The sequence below is a fragment of the Saccharothrix carnea genome (assembly GCF_003014735.1).
Lineage (GTDB): Bacteria > Actinomycetota > Actinomycetes > Mycobacteriales > Pseudonocardiaceae > Actinosynnema > Actinosynnema carneum.
Genome location: NZ_PYAX01000006.1, coordinates 256,541 through 279,741, shown reverse-complemented (window position 1 = coordinate 279,741; position 23,201 = coordinate 256,541). Strand labels below are relative to the sequence as shown.

The following is a 23,201-nucleotide window of genomic DNA, read 5'->3' as shown; positions in this document are numbered from 1 at the left end:
ACCGGTATCTTCCTACGTTGTTGTGCGGTAACTGGTGCGCACTATGCGTACCTCGTGTTCTGGTCCTCTGCCCACCTGGGGTCTCTGGCCTGAGCAGCCGCCGCAATGACCCCAGACGCAAGTGACGACGAGGTAGACCCGTGCGCACGTACAGCCCGAAGCCCGGCGAGGTGACCCGAACCTGGCACGTGATCGACGCCCAGGACGTGGTGCTCGGTCGGCTCGCCACCCAGGCCGCGACGCTGCTGCGCGGCAAGCACAAGCCGACTTACGCCCCACACGTTGACACCGGTGACTTCGTCATCGTCATCAACGCGGACAAGGTGGCGTTGACCGGCAAGAAGCGTGACCAGGAGTTCGTGTACCGGCACTCCGGTTTTCCGGGCGGCCTGAGCCAGCGCTCGTTCGGCGAGGTGCTCGACACCCGCGCCGACCGGCTGGTCGAGAAGGCGATCAAGGGCATGCTGCCCAAGAACCGCCTCGGCCGCGCTATCGCGGGCAAGCTCAAGGTCTACACGGGCCCGAACCACCCGCACGCTGCGCAGCAGCCGCAGCCGTTCGAGATCAAGAAGGTCGCCCAGTGACCGAGCAGCAGACCGAGGACATCGACGTGACGACCCCTGAGGCCGAGACCGACGCCGTCGAGACCGACGCTGTCGAGACCGAAGCCGTCGAGGCGGAGGCCACCGAGGCGGAAGCCACCGAGGCCGAGGCCACCGAAGCCGAGACCCCCGCCGCCGAGGCGGACGAGGTCGAGGACGCCGAGGTCGAGGCCGCGCCCGTCGTGCGGCACACCCTCAACGCGGGTGCGCACCACCTCGCGCAGACGGTCGGCCGGCGCAAGCAGGCCATCGTCCGCGTGCGGCTCCTCCCCGGCACCGGCAAGTTCACCCTGAACGGGAAGTCCCTCGAGGACTACTTCCCGAACAAGGTGCACCAGCAGCTCATCCGTGAGCCCCTGGTGACGACGGAGAAGCCGGAGACGTTCGACGTCATCGCGAACCTGCGCGGCGGCGGCACCACCGGCCAGGCCGGTGCGCTGCGCCTCGCGATCGCGCGTGCGCTGATCGCCGTCGACTCCGAGGACCGCCCGGTGCTGAAGAAGGCCGGCTTCCTCACCCGTGACCCCCGGGTCAAGGAGCGGAAGAAGTACGGTCTCAAGAAGGCCCGCAAGGCGCCTCAGTACAGCAAGCGCTGACCTTCCTGGTCGAGCGAGCACCATCCCTGCGGGAGCAGTCAGTTCTTCGTCGAACTGCTGCTCCCGCAGTGCTTTTCTCCCCCGTTTGTTTTGTGTGCATGGAGGTCACGGCGATCATGGCTCGGCTGTTCGGCACTGACGGCGTACGCGGTCTCGCCAACGCGGACCTGACCCCCGAACTCGCGCTGTCCATCGCCGCGTCGGCGGCCCGGGTGCTGGCCGAGCACGACCGCTCGCACCGCCCGGTCGCGGTGGTCGGCCGCGACCCGCGGGCCAGCGGCGAGATGCTGGAGGCGGCGGTGGTGGCCGGCCTCACGTCGGCGGGCGCGGACGTGCTGCGCGCGGGCGTGCTGCCCACCCCGGCGGTCGCCTACCTGGTGTCGGCGCTGGGCGCGGACGTCGGCGTGATGATCTCCGCCTCGCACAACCCGATGCCCGACAACGGCATCAAGCTGTTCGCCGCGGGCGGGCACAAGCTGCCCGACGCGGTCGAGGACGAGATCGAGCAGAAGCTGGGCGAGCGCGACCACCGGCCGACCGGCGCGGGCATCGGCCGCGTCCGCGACATCGAGGACGCCGAGGGCCAGTACGTGCAGCACCTGCTGAAGGTGACGCCGCACCGCCTGGACGGCCTGAAGGTCGTGGTGGACTGCGCGAACGGCGCCGCGTCCGTGGCCGCGCCGGACGCCTACCGCCGTGCGGGCGCCGACGTCGTGGAGATCCACACCACACCGGACGGGCTGAACATCAACGACGACTGCGGCTCCAACCACGTCGCGAAGCTGCGTGCCGCGGTGGTCGAGCACGGCGCCGACCTGGGCATCGCGCACGACGGTGACGCGGACCGCTGCGTCGCGGTCGACGCGGACGGCAACGACCTCGACGGTGACCAGGTCATGGCGGTGCTGGCGCTCGGCATGAAGGAAGCCGGCGAGCTGACCGACGACACGCTGGTCGCGACCGTGATGAGCAACCTCGGCCTGCACCTGGCGATGCGCGAGCACGGCATCGCCCTCAAGACCACCGCGGTCGGCGACCGCTACGTGCTGGAGGAGCTGCGCGCGGGCGGGTTCGCGCTGGGCGGTGAGCAGTCCGGGCACGTGATCCTCCCGGCGCACGCCACCACCGGTGACGGCCTGCTGACCGCGCTGCGGCTGATGGCGCGGATGGCGGAGACCGGCAAGCCGCTGGCCGAACTCGCGGCCGTGATGCACCGCCTGCCGCAGGTGCTGATCAACGTGGTCGTCGGCGACAAGGCGGCGGTGGCCAAGGACGCCGCGGTCAGCGAGGCGGTCGCCGCCGTGACGGCCGAGCTGGGCGACACGGGCCGGGTGCTGCTGCGCCCGTCCGGGACCGAGCAGCTGGTGCGCGTCATGGTCGAGGCCGCCACGCACGAACTGGCCGAGTCCGCGGCACAGCGACTGGCCGGTGTGGTTTCCTCGGTGCACTGACGGGCGAGTCGTTCGGGGGTTCGGGGATGGGCAACATCGGCTACGCCGAGATGGTGATCATCGCGCTGGTGGTGATCGGCATCGTCGTGGGGATCGTCGTGCTGGTGAAGAAGAGCGGGAACAAGCAGGCCCCTCGCCCTCCCCACCCCGGCCAACACCCCGGTCAGCCCTACCCGGGCCAGCAGTTCCCCGGTCAGCAGTTCCCGGGCGGTCCCCAGCCGGGCGGCCCGTACCCGGGTCAGCCGCCGTACCCGCAGCCACCCCACGGCCAGAACCCGCCGCCTCCCCAGGGCTACCAGCCGCCCCAGCCGCCGAACGGCCCGCCGCCACCGCCCCGGTAGGGCCGACGTCCGCGCGCCGGCGTTTACACCTGCAAGGACCAGCGCAGAACCACCGTCAGCCGGCCCGGTGGGCTGCGACGATGGGAACCGCACACCGAAGCGTCGCGTCGAAAAGGGGCGAGTCGTCGAGTTGGGGCGTGGCCTTCGAGCCACGGAGGGGAGTGGAGCGCCGTGGCCGGTTACGGCACCAGTACCGAGGCGATGCGAAAAGCCTCGAAGGGCATTTCCGATGCGGCGAAGGAGACGGCCGACGGATTGAAGGACGTCGGTCAGACCCAGACGATCGCCCGTGATTTCGGTGAAGCGCACCAGCAGCACTTCGCCAACTACAAAACGGGCATCGACAACTTCGGCAAAGGCATCGCGAACATGACCAGCGTGCTCGGCGGATTCGCCGGGAAGATCGCTTCCGGTGCCTCGACCTACGGCGATGTCGAATCCACCAACGCCGCGGACTTGGGGAGCCAGTACTGATGGCCGAGCCGAGCTGGAACGACGTCAAGGCCGTTCTCGACGACCCGAACGTGTCGGAGGACAAGAAGGCGGAGCTCATGCACGCCTACGTGTCCTCGACCGCGCCGTGGAACATCCCGGACGAGGCCAACACCTACAAGGACCGCTACGACACGTCGAGCCTGTGGGACTGGGGCGACCACGCCGGTGCCGACGACGGCCTGCAGAACCGCTACGACGAGGCCAAGGCCGAGGGCGAGTCCAACAGCTACAACAGCCAGGAGCAGACCAAGGCCGTCCAGGACGGCCAGCAGGACCTGGACTCGAAGCAGCCGCCGACGTCGTCCGGCGCGGGCGTGAAGCTGTCCGACGAGCTGTTCGACGCGGGCAAGGCCGGCTTGAAGGTGTTCGAGAAGTTCGAGGGCATCTGGAACAACCGGCCGGGCGACTGCATGGGCAACACCACGGCGATCAACTACGCCGAGCAGATCCAGAAGCCGTACGACGAGCAGCGCGGGATCAACTTCCACAAGCTGCTCATGGAAGCCGACGAGTTCAGCACCGCCAAGACCAAGATCGACGACATGAAGTCGGACGTCGACGGTCAGCTCAAGGCCCTGTACGGCGAGTGGGAGGGCGAGGCGGCCACCAAGTCCCACGAGCACTACACCGGCGAGCTCTCGCCGAAGATCACGGAACTCGGCGACGCGCTCGAAGGCGCGGCCAAGCTGACCCGCACCGCGGTCCGCGGCGTGTACCAGCTGTGCAAGAGCAAGGCCGACGAGGTCCTCGGCATGTACCGGGAGCAGATCGGCCAGGCGGACACGTACATGGCGGAGAAGGTCGTGTCGTTCGCGCGCGGCGAGGGCGACTACTCCAAGGACCGCGTGCTGGAGATCGCCGGCTGGGTGGACTCGAAGACCGGCAGCAACATCGCCGACCGGATCCACTCCGACGACTGCACCCTGAACGACGAGAACCGCGACTACGCGATCAACCAGTGCAAGAAGTGGATCCGCGACTCGTTCAACCGCGAGTTCTGGCAGCTCTACGAGCAGTTCAAGACGTGCTGCACGGAGACCAAGTCCTCCGTGGACGCCCAGTGGGAGACCCTCGCCAACTACATGGCGGAGTTCGAGAACCCGTTCCCCGCGGCCGCGAGTGAAGAAGGCGGCGACAAGGGCGGGGACAAGGGTGGCGACACCGGCGGTGGCACCGGTGGCGGTGGCGGCACCGGTGGCGGCACGGGTGGCGGCGGCAGCGGTTCCGGTGGCGGCGGCGGCACGCCGTCCGTGCCCGAGATGCCGAAGCCGGAGAACCCGCTGGACAAGGACGGCGACGGCAAGCCGGACGAGATCAAGCTGCCCGGCGACACCGATGGCGACGGCAAGATCGACGACCTCGACGGCGACGGCAAGCCGGACGACCAGGCCGGCAAGCCAGACGGGTTGAAGGGCGACGAAGAGGCGCCGGAGACCGTCACCATCAAGAGCGGCGACAACGAGATCAAGATCACGGAGCCGGACGAGAACGGCCACGTGCAGATCACCGTCGACACGCCGCAGAGCGAGCCGAAGACCTACGACGTCGACTTCAGCAACAACCCCGACGCGTTGAAGGCCCTCATGGGCCAGAACGGCGGGGCGGCGCTGGCGGGCGCGTTGGCCGGTGCGACGGCAACCACGGTCAGCGTGCCCGGCGCGGCCGGCGGCACCCCCGGTACGCCCGGTGCCGCGATCGGCGCGGTCGGCGGCCCGGCCGAGGGTGGCGCGAACGGCGCGATTCCGATCGAGGCCGGCGCGGACGGCAAGGCGTTGATCGAGCTGGACGGCCTGGCCATCACCGCCGAGGTCGACCCGCTGACCGGTGAGATCAACCTCACCGTCGACAACGGCGACGGCACGCCCGAGGAGTACGGCGTGGAGTTCGGCGAGGACACCCCCGACTCCGGCGCCGGTGAGATGCCGACCGTCCCGGGCCTGGACAACGCCGTGCCGCTGCCCGCCGACGTGCCGAGCGGCGACCTGCCGTCCGACGTCACCACCATGCCGGCCCCGGCGGAACCGCTGATCGGCCAACCGGAACCGGCCATCGGCTTCACCGAGCCGCAGTTCGCCCCGGACCAGGGCTTCGCGGGCGGCGGTGGCTTCACGGAGCCGCAGTTCGCCCCGCCCACGGCGCCGGACCCGGGCTTCTCCGGTGGCGGTTTCACCGAACCGCAGTCCGCCCCTCCGTCCGCGCCCGACCCGGGCTTCTCCGGTGGTGCGGGTGGCGGTGGCTTCACCGAGCCGCAGTTCAGCCCGCCGACCGCGCCCGACCCGGGCTTCAGCCGCGGCTTCACCGAACCGCAGTTCACCACGATGCCCGCACCGGACAACTCGGGCTTCGCGGGCAGCGTCGCCGCGGCCCCGGTCAGCGGCGGCTTCACCGAGCCCTCGGCGTTCCAGGGCCCGCCCTCGCAGTCGTTCCAGGCCATGGGCTTCCCATCGGCCCCAGCCGCGTTCGACGGTGGGGGTGGTGGTTTCGGCCAGCCCAACACCGAGGGGACGACGTCGACGTCCGGCGCGTCGGTGCTCGGCGGCGGTTCCGGCTTCAACGGCGCGGACTCGGTGCTGGGCGGCGGTTCGTCGTCGTCGGGTTCGGACCAGACGTGGAACAGCCCTCCGGCCAGTTCCGCCGACCAGGGCCTGGCGTCGGACACCAACGCCTCGCAGGCGGGCCAGGCCGGTTCCGCCGTGCTCCCGTCGATGCAGGAGTCCCACGCGGGCCAGTCCGGCGGTTCGGCTGTCGGTGGCGGGATGATGGGCGGCGGGATGATGGGTGGCGGCATGGCCGGCGGTGGTCAGCAGGGTGGCGGCGGCGACAACGAGCGCAGCAGTCCCGGGCAGTGGCGCACGACCGGGTCGCTTTTCGACGACGACGTCAGCCTCAGCCGCGTCCAGGGTGTGCTCGGTGAGGAGGGCCGATGAGCGTCGCGTCGGACAGGTTGGCCGTGGCGATGAGCCGCATGGACCAGATTTCGCGTGAGCACGCCGACCGGCGTGAGCTGCGCGAGCGCCGCACGCGTGAGGCGAAGGAGCAGGCGAGCGACAGCTTCGCCAAGCAGGGGCAGACCGCGCAGAAGATCGTCGAGCGGCTGAACGAGGCCGAGAAGGCGCAGAAGGCCGCCGGCGGTTGGAACACGAAGGCGGCGACGGAGAAGAAGAGCGGCGAGTTCAAGTTCGGCACGGAAGACGACGAGCCGACCTATGAAACCCCGCCGCCGGTGAACACGGCGTGGAGCCCGACCCCACCGCCACCACCCCAACCTCCCGTGGCCGCGCCGGCCCCACCGCCGCCACCACCCCGCCCAACGGCCCCCCGCCGCCCGGCACCGGTGGACGATGACGACGACTTCGGCGGCCAGAGCTGGCTGACCTGACCACCCCTCCGCCCCTCGACCAGTCGCCTGCCAACCCAATCGGGTGAACATCGCCCGAAAATGTACGGAAACACTGTTCCCGTACCTCGGTTGATATGGACCGCCTCGCCAACCACGCCCCGTCGCGACCACCACGACGGCCAGCCCACCAGGCGACCGACCCACCACCAGACGACGTCGAGGGGCCGGAGGACCCAGCACCAACGACCAGCCCCACCCACACCCACCCGCCCATGCCACAGCCCGGCCCACACGGCAGGACTCGCACACGGCAGGACTCGCACACGGCAGGACTCGCACACGGCAGGGACTCGCACACGGCAGGAACTCGCACACGGCACCGCAGCACACGCCGAACCCCCGCACCGGCCCGGCCCGCCGCCGCACCCCAGCCTCACCGTGACCCGCGACCACCCCGACCGACCGGCACCCACCGCGACCGCACCCCGACCGACCGCACCCCGACCCCGGCCGGCTACTGCGCCCCGACCTGACCCCGACCGGCCACCGGCTTCCGCCCCGACCCTCGATCGGCCACCGCATTCGGCAGGGCGCGCGGGATCAGGAGAGCGGCTCGGTGGCGGTCAGGGGGAGTGGTTCAGTGGCGGACCAGCGGTCCGCGCTGGACGGTGAGGACAGCGCCCTTCACGTCGCCGTCGAGCAGCGCGTCCCACTTCTTCTCGCCCTTGAGCGTCCGCAGCAGGAACGCCGTCATCAGCGCCCGCGCCAACTTCTGCGCCGCCCGCTCACCCTTGCCGTCGAGCAGCAGTTCGCTCCAGTGCCGCCCCTCCGCGAACCCCAGGTGGCTGGTCTTCGGCAACGACCGCAGCTGCACCGGCCCCTGCCACGCCTCCGCGATCGCCTCCGCGTGCCCGACCGGCGGCGCGATGCGGTCCTCCCCGCCGGCCAGGTGCAGCCCTGGCACGGTCACCCGGCGGGCCGCGTCGAGCGCTGACGGCCGGGTCTCGGATGCGGCCAGCGTCACGACCGCGCGCACGCGCGGGTCGTCCGCCGCCGCGAGCACCGCCGCGCCTCCACCCATCGAGTGACCCGCCACCGCCAGCCGTGACGCGTCCACGCTGATCCCGCCGTCACCCAGCCGCACGCCGGTGCACACGTCGAGCGCCGTCCGCAGGTTCCCGGCCAGCAGCCGGGACGACATCAGCAGCCCGCGCTGGGTCCACGGCGCGGCGGCCACGAAACCCCACGACGCCAGGTGCCGCAGCAGCGCGCGATAGCGGTTGACCGGCTGCAACCAGCCGTGGCCGAACGCCACCGCGGGCAGCCCCAACCCGACCGCGGGCGTGTAGACCAGGCCCGGAAGCCCGACCAACGCCAGGTCGCCGCGCAGCACGGGGTGCTCACCGGGCCTGCTGAGCTGGTCGAGCACCTGCTTCGCCGAGTAGCCGCTCACCCCGCGAACGGTAGTCGATCGTGGTGGCGGCGCGCACGGTCAGATTGGTCTACACCAATTCGCGTCCTGACCAGCGCAAACGCGGCAAAGTGGCCCGTTCGAGTGACGCCCCTGGTCTAGTTACGCTGTGCGGCGTGTGCGGAATCGTGGGATATGTGGGCCACAGGTCGGCGCTGGACGTCGTGCTCGACGGGCTGCGACGGCTGGAGTACCGGGGCTACGACTCGGCGGGCGTCGCCGTCCTCGACGGTGACGGCGGCCTGGCCGTCGAACGCAAGGCCGGTCGCCTGACGAACCTGGAGGCACGCCTGGACGAGGTCGGCCGCGACGCCTTCACCGGCACCGCGGGCATGGGCCACACCCGCTGGGCCACCCACGGCGCGCCGATCGACCGCAACTCCCACCCGCACTGCGACGTCACGGGCCGCGTCGCCGTCGTCCACAACGGCATCATCGAGAACTTCGCCGCCCTGCGCGCCGAGCTCGAAGCGGTCGGCGTCGAGATGGCCAGCGACACCGACACCGAGACCACCGCGCACCTCATCGCCCGCGCGTACGACGACGGCGACACCAAGGGCGACCTCGAAGCCAGCGTCCGCACGGTGGTCCGCCGCCTCGAAGGCGCCTTCACCCTCGTCGTCACGCACGCGGATCACCCGGACGTGGTCGTCGCCGCGCGCCGTTCGTCACCGCTGGTAGTGGGCGTGGGCGAGGGCGAGACGTTCGTCGCCAGCGACGTGTCCGCGTTCATCGAGCACACCCGCGAGGCCGTCGAGCTCGGCCAGGACCAGCTCGTGGTGATCGACCGCGACGGCTACCGCGTCACCGACTTCGACGGCGCGGACGCCCAGGCCAAGCCGTTCACGGTCAACTGGGACCTGTCGGCCGCCGAGAAGGGCGGCCACGAGTACTTCATGCTCAAGGAGATCGAGGAGCAGCCGGAAGCGCTGGCCAACACGCTGCGCGGCCACTTCCGCGACGGCCGGATCGTGCTGGACGAGCAGCGGCTGTCCGACCAGGATCTGCGTGACGTCGACAAGGTCTTCGTCGTCGCCTGCGGTTCGGCCTACCACTCCGGCCTGGTCGCCAAGTACGCCATCGAGCACTGGACGCGGCTGCCCGTCGAGGTCGAGCTGGCCAGTGAGTTCCGCTACCGCGACCCGGTGCTGGACCGCGACACGCTCGTCGTCGCCGTCTCCCAGTCGGGTGAAACCGCCGACACGTTGGAGGCGGTCCGGCACGCACGGTCGCAGAAGGCGCGGGTGCTGGCGGTGTGCAACACCAACGGCGCGCAGATCCCGCGCGAGTCCGACGCCGTGCTCTACACGCACGCCGGTCCGGAGATCGGCGTCGCGTCGACCAAGGCGTTCCTCGCCCAGATCGCGGCGAACTACCTGGTCGGCCTGGCCTTGGCGCAGGCGCGCGGCACGAAGTACCCCGACGAGGTGGCCCAGGAGTTCCACCAGCTGGAGGCCATGCCGGCCGCCGTGCAGAAGGTGCTGGGCACGGTCGAGCAGGTCCGCGCGCTGGGTCGGGAGCTGGCCGACTCGAAGGCGGTGCTGTTCCTCGGCCGCCACGTCGGCTACCCGGTCGCGCTCGAAGGCGCGTTGAAGCTCAAGGAACTCGCCTACATGCACGCCGAGGGCTTCGCGGCGGGCGAGTTGAAGCACGGCCCGATCGCGTTGATCGAAGAGGGCCTGCCGGTGGTCGTGGTGATGCCGTCGCCGAAGGGCCGGGCGGTGCTGCACTCCAAGTTGGTGTCGAACATCTCCGAGATCCAGGCACGGGGCGCTCGCACGATCGTGATCGCTGAAGAGGGTGACGAGACGGTTCGCCCGTTCGCGGATCACCTGATCGAGATCCCGGCGGTGTCGACGCTGCTGCAGCCGTTGATCTCCACCGTGCCGCTGCAGGTGCTGGCCGCGGAGATCGCCCGCAGTCGCGGCTACGACGTGGACAAGCCGCGCAACCTCGCCAAGTCGGTCACGGTCGAGTAGGGCACGCTTGGCCCCATGCGGGGTTTCTGGACCACGGATCGGGTCAGGGCGGCGGAAGAACGCGTCATGGCGGTCGTGCCGGCCGGCGCGCTGATGCGCCGGGCGGCGTTCGGCGTGGCGGTCGTCGCGGCGGAGCTGCTGGCGGGCAAGCGACGGGTCGGCCTGCTCGTCGGCGCGGGCAACAACGGTGGCGACGCGCTGTGGGCGGGCTACTACCTCCGCAAACGCGGCGTTGCCGTGTCAGCCGTCCTGCTGACACCTGATCGTGTGCACGCCGAGGGCCTGGCCGCGTTCCGTCGCGTCGGTGGCCGGGTGGTCCCGCGACTGCGCGACGTCGACCTGGTGATCGACGGCATCGTGGGCCTCTCCGCCCGCGGCCCGTTGCGCCCGGACGCCGCGGAACACGTGGCGCACCTGGAGGCGCCGGTCCTGTCGGTCGACCTGCCCAGCGGTGTCGACCCGGACACGGGCGCGGTCTCCGGGCCCGCCGTGCGCGCGCACACCACCGTGACGTTCGGCTGCCTCAAGCCCGTGCACGCGCTGGCCGACTGCGGTGACGTGCGGCTGGTCGACATCGGGCTGGACGGCGAGCTGCACGGACCGGACCTGGTCGAGCTGGACATCGCCGACATCGGCGTGGCGTGGCCCGTGCCGGGGCCGGAGGACGACAAGTACACGCAGGGCGTGACGGGGATCGCGGCCGGTTCGGCGACGTACCCGGGCGCGGCGGTGCTGGCGACCGGTGCGGCGTTGCTGTCGACGTCCGGCCTGGTCAGGTATGCCGGTCCGGCGGCGGAGGACGTCCGGGCGCGGTGGCCGGAGTCGATCTGCACGGGCTCGATCACGGACGCGGGCCGGGTGCAGGCGTGGGTCGTCGGGCCCGGGCTGGGCACGGGGTTGGGCGCGGAGGCGGTCCTGCGCACGGTGCTGGAAGCCGGTGTGCCGGTGTGCGCGGACGCCGACGCGATCACCATGCTGGCCAACAACCCCGACCTGTGGGACGCGCGCGACCCCGACACCCTTCTCGTGCTGACACCGCACGACCGCGAGTACGAGCGGCTGGCCGGGCCTGTGGGCACTGACAGGGTGACGGCCGCGCGGAAGGCCGCCGAACGCTACAACGCCGTCGTGCTGCTCAAGGGCCACGCCACCGTCATCGCCGGCCCGGACGGTCGCGTCCTGGTCAACCGCGCCCGCTCCTCGTGGGCCGCGACGGCGGGCTCCGGCGACGTCCTGTCCGGCGTCCTGGGCTCCCTCCTGGCCGCGGGCCTGGACCCGGTCCTGGCCGCGGGCTGCGCCGCCAAGGTCCACGCCCTGGCCGCCGACCTGGCCTCTGACGGCGCCCCGATCCCCGCCACCTCGCTGCTGGCCGCCCTCCCCGACGCCATCCGCGCCGTCCGCCCCCTCTAACCCCCCGCGTGTCGAACACTCAGGTCCCGCGTGTCGAACGTCCAGGCCCCCTGAAGTCAACGCTCGCGACGCCGGCACTCGGGACTGAGCGTTGAATTCGGGGTACCTGAGTGTTCGACACGCGGGACCTGGACGTTCGACTCGCGCGATCGGGGTCGGTGGGGTTGTGTCACCATGAACGGCGTTATGGCTGCTCCTCGCGCTGAGGTCGTGATCGACCTCGACAACCTCCGGCACAACGTCGCCCACCTCGCCGCCCTCGCGCCGAACGCCGACACGATGGCCGTCGTCAAGGCCGACGGGTACGGGCACGGCGCCGTGGAGGTGGCCAGGGCGGCGGTCGAGGCGGGTGCGACGTGGCTCGGCTCCTGCTCCCTCGCAGAGGCCCTGGCCCTGCGCGCGGCCGGGCTGACCGTGCCGATCCTGGCCTGGCTGGACCCGCCGGGCACGGACTACGCGCCGGGTGTCGAGCAGGACGTCGACCTGGCCGCGTCCTCCCTCACCCAACTGGAGGAGATCGCGGCGGCGGCCGACAGGGTGGGCAAGAGGGCCCGCGTCCACCTCAAGATCGACACCGGCCTGTCCCGCAGCGGCTGCCCGGCCGGCCGCTGGTCGGAGCTGGTCGAACGCGCCGCCAAGACCCACAACGTCGAAGTTCACTCGATCTGGTCACACCTGGCCGTCGCCGACGAGATCGGCCACCGCGGCACCGACGCCCAGGCCGAGCGCTTCGACGACGCCTACCGCGAAGCCCTCGCCGCCGGCCTCGACCCGCGCCGCCACATCGCGAACTCCGCCGCCCTCATCACGCGCCCCGACCTCCACCTAGACCTGGTCCGGCCGGGCATCGCGATCTACGGCCTCAACCCGGTCCCCGTGCCGACCGACCTGCGCCCCGTCATGACGTTCCGCTCCGCGGTCGCCCTCACCAAGCGCATCCCGGCCGGGGAATCGGTGTCCTACGGTCTGAGCTGGACCGCGCGGGACGACACGAACCTGGCCCTGGTGCCCGTGGGTTACGCGGACGGCGTGCCGCGCAGCCTGTCGAACCGGATGGACGTCTGGCTGGCCGGACGTCGCCGCCCGGTCGTCGGCCGGGTCTGCATGGACCAGGTCGTGGTCGACTGCGGCGACGACGCGGTGGCGGAGGGGGACGAGGTCGTGCTGTTCGGATCCGGTGACAGGGGCGAGCCGACTGCCCGCGAGTGGGCCGACACCACCGGCACCATCGACTACGAGATCGTCACCGGCATGTACCGGCCGCGTGTCACCCGGAAGTATGTGGGGACACGCCGGTGAACACGGTGTGGAAAGCCGTCGGCTGGGCCGGCGGCATCCTCGGCGCCGCCGCGACCGGTGTCGCGGTGGGCGTGGCCGCGAACCAGAAGAAGGTCTCGCACGACCGGCAGCTCGACGACCCGCTCGCCGACGAACCGCTGGGCCGCCTCACCCCGACCCGCGAGTCGACCGTCGCGGCGGACGACGGCGTGCCGCTGTCGGTCGAGGAGGTCGACCCGGAGGACGGCGGGAACCCCGAGGTCACGGTCGTCCTCGTGCACGGTTTCGCCCTGGACCGCCGCTGCTGGCACTTCCAGCGCCGCGACCTGGCCAGGCTCGTCGGTCCCCGCGTCCGCCAAGTCCTGTACGACCAGCGCAGCCACGGCCGGTCCGGTCGTTCCACCGCCGAGGGCAGCACGATCGACCAGTGCGCCAAGGACCTCGACGCGGTGATCCGCTCGATGGCCCCCGAAGGACCGCTGGTGCTCGTCGGTCACTCGATGGGTGGAATGACGATCATGGCGTTGGCCGAGCAGCGGCCCGAGCTGTTCGCCGACCGGGTGCGCGGTGTCGCGCTCGTCGGCACGGCGGCGGGCGCGGTCGGCGGCGCGGGCCTGCCGAAGTCCGTGCTGTCCCGCTACAACCCGGTGACGCTGGGCGTCGGACGGATCGCCGGCCTGCAGCCGGGCGTGGTGGAGTGGGTCCGGCGCCGGGTGTCCACGCTCACCTGGAGCGGGATCCGGGCGCTGGCGTTCGGCACCGGCAAGGTCAGCCCGTCGCTGGTCGACCTGATGGCGCAGATGATCAACGGCGCCACGGTGCAGGTGCTGACGGAGTTCCTGGAGACCCTCGGCACGCACAACCGCTACAAGGCGCTGGCCGGTCTCCGGCACTGCGAGGTCCTCGTGATCAGCGGTGACGCCGACAAGCTGACGCCGTTCTCGCACGCCGAGCGGATGGCCGAGGAGATGCCGCACGGCGAACTGGTCCGCGTGTCCGGGGCGGGCCACATGCTCATGTTGGAACAACCCGACCTGGTCACCGGGCACCTGGTCGGATTGGTTCGGCGCAGTGCCGCCGAACGGTCGGAAAGCAGGCGGCGGTGGTGGCGACGAGCGTGAGCGTGACGCTCCCCGAGGTGCACGACACCGAGGAGTTCGGGCGCAAGCTGGGTGCGTTGGTGCGTGGCGGTGATCTGGTGCTGCTGTCCGGGCCGTTGGGCGCGGGCAAGACGGCGCTGGTGCGCGGCCTGGCAGACGGCCTGGGCGTGACGGGTCGGGTCAGTTCGCCGACGTTCGTGATCGCCCGCGTCCACGACCCCGCGCCGGACGGGCGCGGCGTGCCGTTGGTGCACGTGGACGCCTACCGGCTCGGCGGTCACCTGGACGAGTTGGACGACCTCGACCTGGACACGGACCTGGTCGACGCGGTGGTCGCCGTGGAGTGGGGCGAGGGCGCGGCCGAACGGTTGTCCGAGGACCACCTGCTGATCAGGCTGGAACGCCGGGACGACGACGTGCGCATCGCCCACCTGCACCCGCACGGCACCTGGGTCGACCGCGAACTCCCGGCGTGACCGGTCAGCGCTCCGAGATGCCGCGCACGACGCCCAGCTCGACCAGGTCCTGAGGTCGCAGCCGCAGGTCGTCGGCCAGCTGGGGCACGTCGTCGCGCTTGAGGATCGCCGCCGCCAGTTCCGGCGCGATCACGGAGAAGTAGGCGTCCGGCGTGATCCAGGTGTGCTCCGGTGACGACAACGCCAGCGCGCCGCCGGACCCGCCCTCGCCGATGACGAGGGTGGTGATCGGCACGCGAGCCTCGGCGACCGCGCCGAACAGCTCCGCGATGGCCGCACCGACCCCCGCCTTCTCGGCGGCCACGTCGTTCGCCGCACCCGGCGTGTCCACCAGCGTCAGCACCGGCAGCGCGAACCGCGACGCCAGCCGGATGAGCCGCGCCGCCGTGCGGAAACCGGCCGGGGTGGTGGCGGTGCCGGTCTGCGCGGCGAACGCGATCGCCCGCTCACCCCGCCGCCCGATGCCGCACAGCATCCCCGCGTCCACCCCGCCCGCACGATCACCGCTGATCGGCATCCGCACATCGAAGTAGTCGTCCAGGTAAGCCGCCGCTCGGGGACGTTCCGGAGCGCGCGCCCGCGACACCGCACTCCACCCGTCACGTGGCAACTCCGACGCACCCAGAGCGCGCGGCACCTCCGCCGGCACGGCGTCACCGCGCGTCAGCAAGGAGAGGACCCGTGCCACGGTCGCGTCCACCTCGTCGGGCCGGACCACGAGGTCGACCGTGCCCGCCGCGAACTGCCCCTCCGCCGTGTAAGCGGGGTCGTCCACCGGCCGCACCCGGCTGCCCGCGAACCCGACCTGCGCCCCCGCCACCGCGATCACCACGTCGGCACCCGCGCCCAGCGACGCCCACAGCCCACCGGTCGTCGGATCACCCAGCACCGACACGTGCGGCAGCCCGACCTCCCGGTGCGCCGCGCACAGCCGCGCCACCCGCTGGAGCTGCCGCAACGACAGCATCCCCTCCTGCATCCGGCTGCCACCGGTCGCGATCCGCGACACCACCGGCAGCCGAGCGGTCCGCGCCTCGGTGAACGCCTCCTCGATCACCTCGCCGGTCGCCGTGCCCACCGAACCACCCAGGAACCGGAAGTCGAACGTGATCACCACGGCGTCCCGGTGCCGCCGCCACGACACCGACTCGACGCCGCCGGACCGTTCCCGCGCCCGGCCGAGCTGTGCCTCGTACCCCGGCCAGCCGAGCGGGTTCACCGCAGCTCCCGCTTCAGCACCTTGCCCATGTCGTTGCGCGGCAACGCGTCCACGAACCGCACCACCCTCGGCCGCTTGTGCGGTGACAGCAGCCGGGCCACGTGGTCGCTCAACGCCTCCGGCTCGGGCGCCTCCCCGCGCACCACGACCCACGCCACCACCCGTTCGCCCAGGTCGTCGTCCGGTTCGCCGGTCACCGCGACCTCGGCCACCGCCGGGTGCTCCAGCAGGGCGTTCTCGATCTCGCCCGCGCCGATCTTGTAGCCGCCGCTCTTGATCAGGTCGGTGGCGCGTCGGCCGACGATCCGCACGTACCCGTCCGGCTCGACCACGGCCAGGTCACCGGTGCGGAACCAGCCGTCGCGGAACACCTCACGCGTGGCGTCCGGCCGGTTCAGGTACTCCAGGAACAGGTTCGGCCCGCGCACCTCGATCTCGCCGGGCTCGTCGCCGACGACCCGCAGCTCGACCCCGTCCAGCGGCAGCCCGACCGTGCCCGGCCGCCGGTCGCCGTCCACGCGGACGCTGGTGTTCATCAACGTCTCGGTCATCCCGTAGCGCTCCACCACCCGCTGACCGGTGAGCTGCTCGACGCGCTCGTGCACCGAAGCGGGGAGCGCCGCGGACCCGGACACCAGCAGCCGCGCCTTCCCGAACGCCTCCGCGTGCTCGGGCTCGGCCGCGATCCGGTGGTACATCGTGGGCACCCCGAACAGCATCGTGCCGCCGTCCCGCAACGCCCCGGCGGCTTTCACCACGCTGAACGACCCCAGGTGGTGCACCGTCCCGCCGCGCCGCAGCGGCCCGATCACCCCGACGCCCAGGCCGTGCACGTGGAACAGCGGCAGGCCGTGCACCACCACGTCGTCCCCGGTCCACGCCCACGCCTTCGCCAGCGCGTCGAGGTTCGTCGCCAACGCACGCCTCGGCAGCACCACACCTTTGGGTGGTCCCGTGGTGCCGCTCGTGTAGACGATCAACGCGGGCGCCTCGCCGTCCGGCTCGGGCAGGTCGACCGGCGGTCCGGACGGCAGTTCGTCGTCGACGACCAGGTCGGGCTCGCTGTCGGCGAGGACGTGCGCGAGCTCGCGTTCCCCGACCTTGGGGTTGAGCGGCACGACCGGCACGCCGGCCAACAACGCCCCGACGACCACCACGCACGTCTCGGGCCGGACGTGCGCCCACACCGCCACCCGCCGCTTGCCCACCAACCCGTACGCGACCTGACGTGCCTCGCGCGCCAACTGCTCGTACGTCAGCTCCCGCTCGGGGAACCGCAGGGCGACCTTGGACGACGGCGAGGCCAACGCTGGCAGCAGCATCCCCTTACAGTGACCGGCCGGGGCACGGGGCGCACCACAACTGTGGCCCGAGCCACGCCACCCCAGCCATCCCCGCCGTCGTGGGCCCCGCTGCCGCCATACATCCGCACCGGTGATGGCCGCTGCCGCAGACGTCCCCGCTGGGGCGAGCCATGCCGGCGCAGTCGGCCCCGCCAGCCCGAGCCCCGCTGCCGCCAGGCGTCTCCGCCGGCGCAGACGTCCCTGCTGGGGCGCAGCCACGTTTGCCCAGACTGTCCCCCCGCCGGGGGAGGCCTCGCTGTCGCAGACGTCCCCGCCAGGGGGTCCCCTGTTCTTGATCCTGCCGGCACACCACGACGATTCGGCGCGATCACGGTCGCCCTGTGGACAACTACCGTGCCTGTGGACAACTGGCGTCGGTCAAGGCGAGCACGGGTCGGTTCGCCGTTCGGCGTCCTGCAGTTGCGCGCGCACCTGGTCGCGCACGGCCTGGAGGCGGGTGATGCAGTCGTCCAGCTCGGCGAGCTTGCGCCGGTACACCTCGACGGACTCCGCGCACGCGTCACCGGTCGTGTGACCCTCGCGCAGGCACTGGACGAACGGCCGGGTGTCCTCCAGCGCGAACCCGATGCCGGCGAGCGAGCGGATCTCGTGCACGAGCCTCAGGTCGTCCTCGTCGTACTCCCGCTGCCCGTTCGCGCCCCGACGCGCGGTCAGCAGGCCGAGGGACTCGTAGTAGCGCAGCGCACGGGTGGTCGTGCCACCCCGCCGCGCCAGTTCTCCGATGCGCACCCGGCCATCCTCCGGCCTGACGTGGACGTCAACACAAGTGTGTCTCACGCCACCCGATACTCTTTCCAGTTGTGCTAGTGCTCGCCTTGGACACCGCCACCCCCGCCGTCACGGCCGGTGTCGTCGAACTGACGCCCGGCGCACCTCCCCGGCTGCTCGCCCAGCGGGTGACGGTGAACGCGAAGGCGCACGGTGAGCTGCTCACACCGCACCTGCAAGAGGCGTTGGCCGAGGCCGGTCACCGGCTGTCGGACCTCGACGCGATCGTCTGCGGCTCGGGCCCGGGACCGTTCACCGGGCTGCGCGTCGGCCTGGTCACCGCCGCCGCTCTCGGCCAGGCGCTGAACCGGCCCGTCTACCCCGTGCCGACCCCGGACGCCGTCGCGCTGGACGCCGCCACCGGCAAACCGCTGCTGGTGGCCACCGACGCGCGTCGCAAGGAGGTGTACTGGGCGGCCTACGACGCGGCCGGCCGGCGCACCGACGGGCCGCACGTGGACCGGCCCGCGGACCTGGTCGCGAAGCTGCCCGCGGTGGCCGAGGCCGCCGGTGAGGGCGCCGAGATGTACGCCGACGTGATCGGGCTGCCGGTGGTCGAGGCGCGCTACCCGTCACCGGTGTCGCTGGTCGCGGCGGCGGCCGAGGAGTTGCTGGCCGGTGCGCGTCCGGCCGCGCTCACCCCGCTCTACCTGCGCCGTCCCGACGCGGTCGAGCCGGTCGGGCGCAAGCGGGTGACCAAGGCGTGAGCTCCGGGACCGTCACGATCGCACCGCTGCGCCGGCAGGACGCGGCGCGGTGCGCGCAGATCGAGCGGGAGCTGTTCCCCGGTGACGACCCGTGGAGCGCGAACGCCTTCCGCAGCGAGCTCGACAACGGCAACTTCTACGTCGGCGCGTACGTCGGCGACGCGCTGATCGGGTACGCGGGGCTCGGCCTGACCGACTTCGAGGCCAGCGTGCACACGATCGCGGTCGTGGTCGACTACCAGGGCAGCGGTGTCGGCAAGACGCTGCTGCGCGCCCTGCTCGCCAAGGCCGACGAGCTGGGGCTGCCGGTGTTCCTGGAGGTCCGCACGGACAACGAGCGGGCCATCGGCCTCTACCTGGCGCACGGCTTCGAGCACTTGGGCGTGCGCCGCCGCTACTACCAGCCGTCGGGCGCCGACGCGTACACGATGGGAAGGCCCGCGAACCGTGACTGACCGGCTCATCCTCGGTATCGAGAGCTCGTGCGACGAGACCGGCGTCGGCATCGTCCGGCTCGGCCCGGACGGGTCGATGGAACTGCTCGCCGACGAGGTGGCGTCCAGCGTCGAGGAGCACGCCCGCTTCGGCGGCGTCGTGCCCGAGGTGGCGTCGCGCGCGCACCTGGAGGCGATGGTGCCGACCATGCGCCGTGCCGTGGAGAAGGCCGGGATCGAGCTGCGGGACGTGCACTCCATCGCGGTCACCGCCGGTCCCGGGCTCGCGGGCGCGCTGCTGGTCGGCGTGTCGGCGGCGAAGGCGTACGCGGCGGCGTTGGACAAGCCGCTGTACGGCGTCAACCACCTCGCCGGGCACGTCGCCGCGGACACCCTCCAGCACGGCCCGCTGCCGAAGCGGTGCGTGGCGCTGCTGGTGTCGGGTGGTCACTCGCAGCTGCTGCTGATCGAGGGCCTGGCGGAGAAGATCACCGAGATCGGGTCCACCGTGGACGACGCGGCGGGTGAGGCGTACGACAAGGTGGCCCGGCTGCTCGACCTGCCCTACCCGGGCGGTCCGCCGATCGACAAGCTCGCCAAGCAGGGCAACGGCTGCGCGATCGCGTTCCCGCGCGGGCTGACCGGGCCGCGTGACTCCAAGTACGACTTCTCGTTCTCCGGGCTGAAGACGTCGGTGGCGCGGTGGGTCGAGAAGCAGGAGCGCGCGGGCGAGGAGATCCCGCTGGCCGACGTCGCCGCGTCGTTCCAGGAGGCGGTGGCCGACGTGCTGACCGCCAAGGCCATCCGGGCCTGCAAGGACCTCGGCGTGGACACCCTGGTCATCTCCGGCGGGGTGGCGGCGAACTCGCGCCTGTCCGGGCTCGCGGCCGAGCGCTGCGCGGAGGCGGGCATCGAGCTGCGCGTGCCGCGTCCCCGGCTGTGCACGGACAACGGTGCGATGATCGCCGCCCTCGGCGCCCACCTGGTGGCCGCCGGCGCGAAGCCCTCGGCCCTGGACCTGTCCACCACCCCCGGCCTGCCCGTGAGCACCATCCAAATCCTCTGACCCCGCGCGAGTCGAAAGAGCGTTATTCAGAACTCACCAGCCGAGGCTGGTGAGTTCTGAATAACGCTCTTCGACACGCGGGTGTGCAGGCCTTCGGCGTGGCCGGTGGTGAAGGCGGCGGCGTAGGACTCCGGGCCCAGCGCGGCACGGGCCGCGGCGGCGATCCGGTCCACGTCACCGCGTTCACCGGCCGGTAGCGGCACGCCCACGGACGCACGGGCCGCCGTCGCCGCGCCCAGCAACCGGGCCGCCGCCTCCGCGTCACCCGCCAACGCCAGCGCACCCGCCACACCCTCCAACGCCAACGCGATCGCCCGCGGATCACCCACCTGCCGGGCCAGCGCCAACCCCTCCGACTGCAGCTCCAACGCCCGCGCCGCGTCACCGCGCTGCTCGGCCACGAACCCCAGCTCCGCCAGCACCAACGTGGCACCCGCCTCGAACCCGACCTGCCGGTGCCACGACCGCAGCCGCTCCCAGTGCGCCTCCGCCTCGTCCAGCCGCCCCTCCCGCCGCGCGCCCAGCGCCAACCCCGTCTCCGCGTACACCTCACCCGGCGAGAACCCGTGCTCAGCCGCCGCACGTCGAGCCCGTTCGTGCAGCTCACGGGCTTGCGCGTAGTCACCGCGCAGCAACGCCACCCGCCCCAGCCAGGACAGCTTGTACGACACCTCCGGCCACGACCGCAGCTCCTCCGCCACCCGCAGCCCGTCCCGGTGCACGGCCTCCGCGCGCTCGTGGTCACCGGCCAGCTGCGCGAGCATCCCCAACCCGAACGACGCCTTCAGCTGACCCCACCGCTCACCCAACGCCACGAACAGCTCGTCGGCCCGGGCAGCCGACGCACGCGCCTCGTCGACCCGTCCCCGGGCCAGTGCCTGGCTCACCCGGTCGCTGTGCGCCGCTGCCACACCCCACCGGTCGCCCAGCTCCTCGAACGCCGCCAACGCCCGGTCGGTCAGCTCCTCGCCGGACGGCATGTCACCGACCGTCGACAGCACGTAGCCCAGGAACCACCGCGCCCGCGCCCGTTCCCGCCGATCCTCGATCCCCGCCGTCCCGGTGATCGCCGACGGCTCCGCCGCCTCACCCAGCAGCACCCCGAATCCCGCCCGCCACGCCGCCGTCACCGGATCCGGGGCGGTCATCAGCCGCCGACCCTCCCGCAGCCGTCCCCGCAGGAACCAGTACCAGGTCGACGCCCGGGTCAGCCGGGCCGCGCCGGCCGGGTCCAGCGCGTCGTGGGCGGCACGCAGGTTCGCCGTGTCGGCGTCCAACCGGTCCAGCCACGCCAACTGCCCGGACGCCCGCAGCTCCGGGTCGGCGCGTTCGGCCAACCCCAGGTAGAACGCCGCGTGCCGGGCCCGCACCTCCTCGAACTCACCGGCCTCGCGCAGCCGTTCCCGCCCGTAGTCGGCGACCGACTCCAACAGTCGGAACCGAGGCTGGCCGGTGTGCTCGGGCGCGACCACCAACGACCGGTCGACCAGCCTGGTCACCACGTCCAGCACCTCGTCGGCCGCCACCCCGCCGCCCGCGCACACGGCCTCGGCGGCGTCCGGCGCGCACCCGTCCACGTGCACGGACAACCGCCGCAGCACGATCCGCTCGGCGTCACCGAGCAGGTCCCAGCTCCAGTCGATCATCGCGCGCAACGTGCGCTGCCGGGCGGGCGCGTCCCGGTGCCCGGTGGCCAGCAGCCGGAACCGGTCGTCCAGCCGGTCGAGCAGCGCCGTCACGCCGAGCCCGCGCACGCGCGTCGCGGCCAGTTCCACCGCCAGCGGCAGCCCGTCGAGCCGGCGGCAGATCGCCTCGACCACCGGCGCGTTGTCCGGCGTCACCGTGAAACCGGGCGCGGCGGCGGCAGCGCGCGCTGCGAACAACGTGACCGCGCTCGCCAGGTCCAGCGGCGGCACCGCCCACACCGTCTCGAACGCCAAGCCGAGCGGTTCCTGGCTGGTGGCGAGCACGCGCAACCCCGGCACGGCCCGCAGCAGCCGTGACACCAGCTCGGCGACCGGCTCGACCAGCCGCTCGCAGTTGTCCAGCACGAGCAGCACCTCGCGACCGCGCAGCGCCTCCACCAGCGCCGTCCCCGACGCGTCCTCGCGCACGCCGAGCACGTCGGCCACCGCGCTCACCACCTGCTCGGCCCGGCCGACGCCCGCGAGCTCGACCAGCCACACCCCGTCCGGCACCGGCAGCCGCCGGGCGACCTCCAGGGCCAGGCTCGTCTTGCCCACGCCGCCGGGACCGGTCAGCGTCACCAGCCGGGAACGCAGCTCGCACAGGTCCCGCACCGCCTGGTCCCGGCCCACCAGCCCGGTCACCGCCACCGGCAGGTTCGTCCGCGCGACCGGCGCGAGCTCGTGGTTGAGGATCGCCCGGTGCAGCTCGGCCAGCTCCGGACCGGGCTCCAGCCCCTGCTCCACCAGCATCCGGCGCAGCTCGGCGTAGCTCGCCAACGCCTCCACCTGCCGACCGGCCCGGTACAGGGCACGCATGTGCAGTCCGCGCAAACGTTCGCGCAACGGGTGCCGCGCCACCTCCGGAGCCAGGTCCACGTCACCCGACTCGGCGAACTCCTCCAGCGCCGCCAGCCGTTCCCCGGCCCACCGCGCCACCACCGGCGCCAGGAACGGCGCGTCGGCGAACTCCGCCAGCGGCTCGCCCCGCCACAACGCCAGCGCCTCGCCGAACCGCCCGGCCGCCACCAGCTCCCGGAACCGCAGAACGTCCAAGGTGGACGAATCGACCCGCAGCGCGTACCCGGCGGGCCCGTGCGCGACCAGTTCGCGCCCACCCGGCTCGGCCGCCTCCAGCGCCCGCCGCAGCTGCGAGACCTTCGTCTGCAGGGTGTTCACCGGGTTGCCGGGCGGCTCGTCACCCCACAGGTCGAACGCCAACCGGTCCGCCGACACCGGCCGCCCCTCGTGCGCGAGCAGGTCCGCCAGCAGCAGCCGGACCTTGGCCTCCGGCACCCGGACCGCCTCACCGCCCGCCGTCCACACCCCGAGCGGCCCCAACACCCCGAATCTCACGCCCGGACCGTAACCGGGCGACCGTCAGCCGACCCCCAGCGGACCCACAGCGGACCGTGCGCG

At 72.3% G+C, this 23,201-nt stretch carries 20 protein-coding genes; 15 read left to right on the top strand and 5 right to left on the bottom strand.

Annotation, left to right across the window (positions count from 1 at the left end):
- The first annotated feature begins 140 nt into the window (after nt 1-140).
- The 7 genes from rplM to B0I31_RS40690 all read left to right on the top strand — a co-directional run bounded on the left by rplM (nt 141) and on the right by B0I31_RS40690 (nt 6,864).
- On the top strand, nt 141-584 hold the full coding sequence (gene rplM, locus B0I31_RS19420; protein ID WP_033436749.1) for a 50S ribosomal protein L13: 444 nt from the start codon (nt 141-143) through the stop codon (nt 582-584).
- Entirely contained in the window at nt 581-1,198 is a 618-nt protein-coding gene (rpsI, locus tag B0I31_RS19415; protein ID WP_425444376.1) for a 30S ribosomal protein S9, read from the top strand. Before rplM ends, rpsI begins: the two co-directional genes overlap by 4 nt.
- A 116-nt stretch (nt 1,199-1,314) precedes the next feature.
- Nucleotides 1,315-2,649, top strand: a complete 1,335-nt coding sequence (gene glmM, locus B0I31_RS19410) for a phosphoglucosamine mutase (protein WP_106617051.1) — start codon at nt 1,315-1,317, stop codon at nt 2,647-2,649.
- A 26-nt stretch (nt 2,650-2,675) separates the two neighbouring features.
- On the top strand, nt 2,676-2,990 hold the full coding sequence (locus B0I31_RS19405; protein ID WP_181320248.1) for a hypothetical protein: 315 nt from the start codon (nt 2,676-2,678) through the stop codon (nt 2,988-2,990).
- A 171-nt stretch (nt 2,991-3,161) separates the two neighbouring features.
- On the top strand, nt 3,162-3,464 hold the full coding sequence (locus tag B0I31_RS19400) for a hypothetical protein (protein ID WP_146173892.1): 303 nt from the start codon (nt 3,162-3,164) through the stop codon (nt 3,462-3,464).
- A complete protein-coding gene (locus B0I31_RS19395) occupies nt 3,464-6,412 on the top strand; it encodes a WXG100 family type VII secretion target (protein ID WP_106616796.1) in 2,949 nt (982 codons plus the stop codon). Before B0I31_RS19400 ends, B0I31_RS19395 begins: the two co-directional genes overlap by 1 nt.
- On the top strand, nt 6,409-6,864 hold the full coding sequence (locus B0I31_RS40690) for a hypothetical protein (RefSeq protein ID WP_106616795.1): 456 nt from the start codon (nt 6,409-6,411) through the stop codon (nt 6,862-6,864). The genes B0I31_RS19395 and B0I31_RS40690 overlap by 4 nt, the downstream gene beginning before the upstream one ends.
- A 598-nt stretch (nt 6,865-7,462) precedes the next feature.
- Here the strand turns inward: B0I31_RS40690 and B0I31_RS19380 are convergent.
- Entirely contained in the window at nt 7,463-8,278 is an 816-nt protein-coding gene (locus B0I31_RS19380) for a dienelactone hydrolase family protein (RefSeq protein WP_106616793.1), read from the bottom strand.
- Between the two features lie 134 nt (nt 8,279-8,412).
- Between B0I31_RS19380 and glmS the strand changes: the two genes are divergently transcribed.
- The 5 genes from glmS (at nt 8,413) to tsaE (ending at nt 14,539) form a co-directional block, all read left to right on the top strand.
- A complete protein-coding gene (gene glmS / locus B0I31_RS19375) occupies nt 8,413-10,275 on the top strand; it encodes a glutamine--fructose-6-phosphate transaminase (isomerizing) (RefSeq protein ID WP_106616792.1) in 1,863 nt (620 codons plus the stop codon).
- Between the two features lie 15 nt (nt 10,276-10,290).
- On the top strand, nt 10,291-11,685 hold the full coding sequence (locus B0I31_RS19370) for an NAD(P)H-hydrate dehydratase (protein WP_106616791.1): 1,395 nt from the start codon (nt 10,291-10,293) through the stop codon (nt 11,683-11,685).
- A gap of 186 nt (nt 11,686-11,871) precedes the next feature.
- Entirely contained in the window at nt 11,872-12,984 is a 1,113-nt protein-coding gene (gene alr / locus B0I31_RS19365; RefSeq protein ID WP_106616790.1) for an alanine racemase, read from the top strand.
- Nucleotides 12,981-14,084 carry an alpha/beta fold hydrolase gene (locus B0I31_RS19360; protein ID WP_181320247.1) on the top strand — a complete coding sequence of 368 codons (1,104 nt, stop codon included), beginning with the start codon at nt 12,981-12,983 and terminating at the stop codon, nt 14,082-14,084. Before alr ends, B0I31_RS19360 begins: the two co-directional genes overlap by 4 nt.
- Nucleotides 14,081-14,539 carry a tRNA (adenosine(37)-N6)-threonylcarbamoyltransferase complex ATPase subunit type 1 TsaE gene (gene tsaE / locus B0I31_RS19355; RefSeq protein WP_245950099.1) on the top strand — a complete coding sequence of 153 codons (459 nt, stop codon included), beginning with the start codon at nt 14,081-14,083 and terminating at the stop codon, nt 14,537-14,539. The genes B0I31_RS19360 and tsaE overlap by 4 nt, the downstream gene beginning before the upstream one ends.
- 4 nt (nt 14,540-14,543) lie before the next feature.
- On the opposite strand, the gene B0I31_RS19350 is transcribed toward tsaE, so the two are convergent.
- The 3 genes from B0I31_RS19350 to B0I31_RS19340 all read right to left on the bottom strand — a co-directional run bounded on the left by B0I31_RS19350 (nt 14,544) and on the right by B0I31_RS19340 (nt 17,851).
- A complete protein-coding gene (locus B0I31_RS19350) occupies nt 14,544-15,758 on the bottom strand; it encodes a carboxyl transferase domain-containing protein (protein WP_106616787.1) in 1,215 nt (404 codons plus the stop codon).
- On the bottom strand, nt 15,755-17,080 hold the full coding sequence (locus B0I31_RS19345; RefSeq protein WP_106616786.1) for an acyl-CoA synthetase: 1,326 nt from the start codon (nt 17,078-17,080) through the stop codon (nt 15,755-15,757). Before B0I31_RS19345 ends, B0I31_RS19350 begins: the two co-directional genes overlap by 4 nt.
- A gap of 399 nt (nt 17,081-17,479) precedes the next feature.
- Nucleotides 17,480-17,851: a MerR family transcriptional regulator gene (locus B0I31_RS19340; RefSeq protein WP_106616785.1), complete on the bottom strand. Its 372-nt coding sequence runs from the start codon at nt 17,849-17,851 to the stop codon at nt 17,480-17,482.
- 71 nt (nt 17,852-17,922) lie between these two features.
- Between B0I31_RS19340 and tsaB the strand changes: the two genes are divergently transcribed.
- From tsaB to tsaD, 3 genes are read left to right on the top strand one after another with little or no spacing between them, the layout of a single operon-like run.
- Complete coding sequence (tsaB, locus tag B0I31_RS19335) at nt 17,923-18,597, top strand: tRNA (adenosine(37)-N6)-threonylcarbamoyltransferase complex dimerization subunit type 1 TsaB (protein ID WP_106616784.1); 675 nt, start codon at nt 17,923-17,925, stop codon at nt 18,595-18,597.
- Entirely contained in the window at nt 18,594-19,052 is a 459-nt protein-coding gene (gene rimI / locus B0I31_RS19330) for a ribosomal protein S18-alanine N-acetyltransferase (protein ID WP_106616783.1), read from the top strand. Before tsaB ends, rimI begins: the two co-directional genes overlap by 4 nt.
- Nucleotides 19,045-20,097, top strand: a complete 1,053-nt coding sequence (gene tsaD / locus B0I31_RS19325; protein WP_106616782.1) for a tRNA (adenosine(37)-N6)-threonylcarbamoyltransferase complex transferase subunit TsaD — start codon at nt 19,045-19,047, stop codon at nt 20,095-20,097. Before rimI ends, tsaD begins: the two co-directional genes overlap by 8 nt.
- Before the next feature lie 26 nt (nt 20,098-20,123).
- Here the strand turns inward: tsaD and B0I31_RS19320 are convergent, their stop codons facing one another.
- Nucleotides 20,124-23,138 carry an AfsR/SARP family transcriptional regulator gene (locus B0I31_RS19320; RefSeq protein WP_106616781.1) on the bottom strand — a complete coding sequence of 1,005 codons (3,015 nt, stop codon included), beginning with the start codon at nt 23,136-23,138 and terminating at the stop codon, nt 20,124-20,126.
- Nucleotides 23,139-23,201 lie beyond the last annotated feature (63 nt).

Coding starts and splice junctions, on each gene's coding strand:
- glmM (WP_106617051.1), top strand. CDS start 1,315: ATGGCTCGGCTGTTCGGCACTGACGGCGTACGCGGTCTCGCCAACGCG.
- B0I31_RS40690 (WP_106616795.1), top strand. CDS start 6,409: ATGAGCGTCGCGTCGGACAGGTTGGCCGTGGCGATGAGCCGCATGGAC.
- B0I31_RS19405 (WP_181320248.1), top strand. CDS start 2,676: ATGGGCAACATCGGCTACGCCGAGATGGTGATCATCGCGCTGGTGGTG.
- B0I31_RS19345 (WP_106616786.1), bottom strand. CDS start 17,080: ATGCTGCTGCCAGCGTTGGCCTCGCCGTCGTCCAAGGTCGCCCTGCGG.
- alr (WP_106616790.1), top strand. CDS start 11,872: ATGGCTGCTCCTCGCGCTGAGGTCGTGATCGACCTCGACAACCTCCGG.
- B0I31_RS19370 (WP_106616791.1), top strand. CDS start 10,291: ATGCGGGGTTTCTGGACCACGGATCGGGTCAGGGCGGCGGAAGAACGC.
- B0I31_RS19395 (WP_106616796.1), top strand. CDS start 3,464: ATGGCCGAGCCGAGCTGGAACGACGTCAAGGCCGTTCTCGACGACCCG.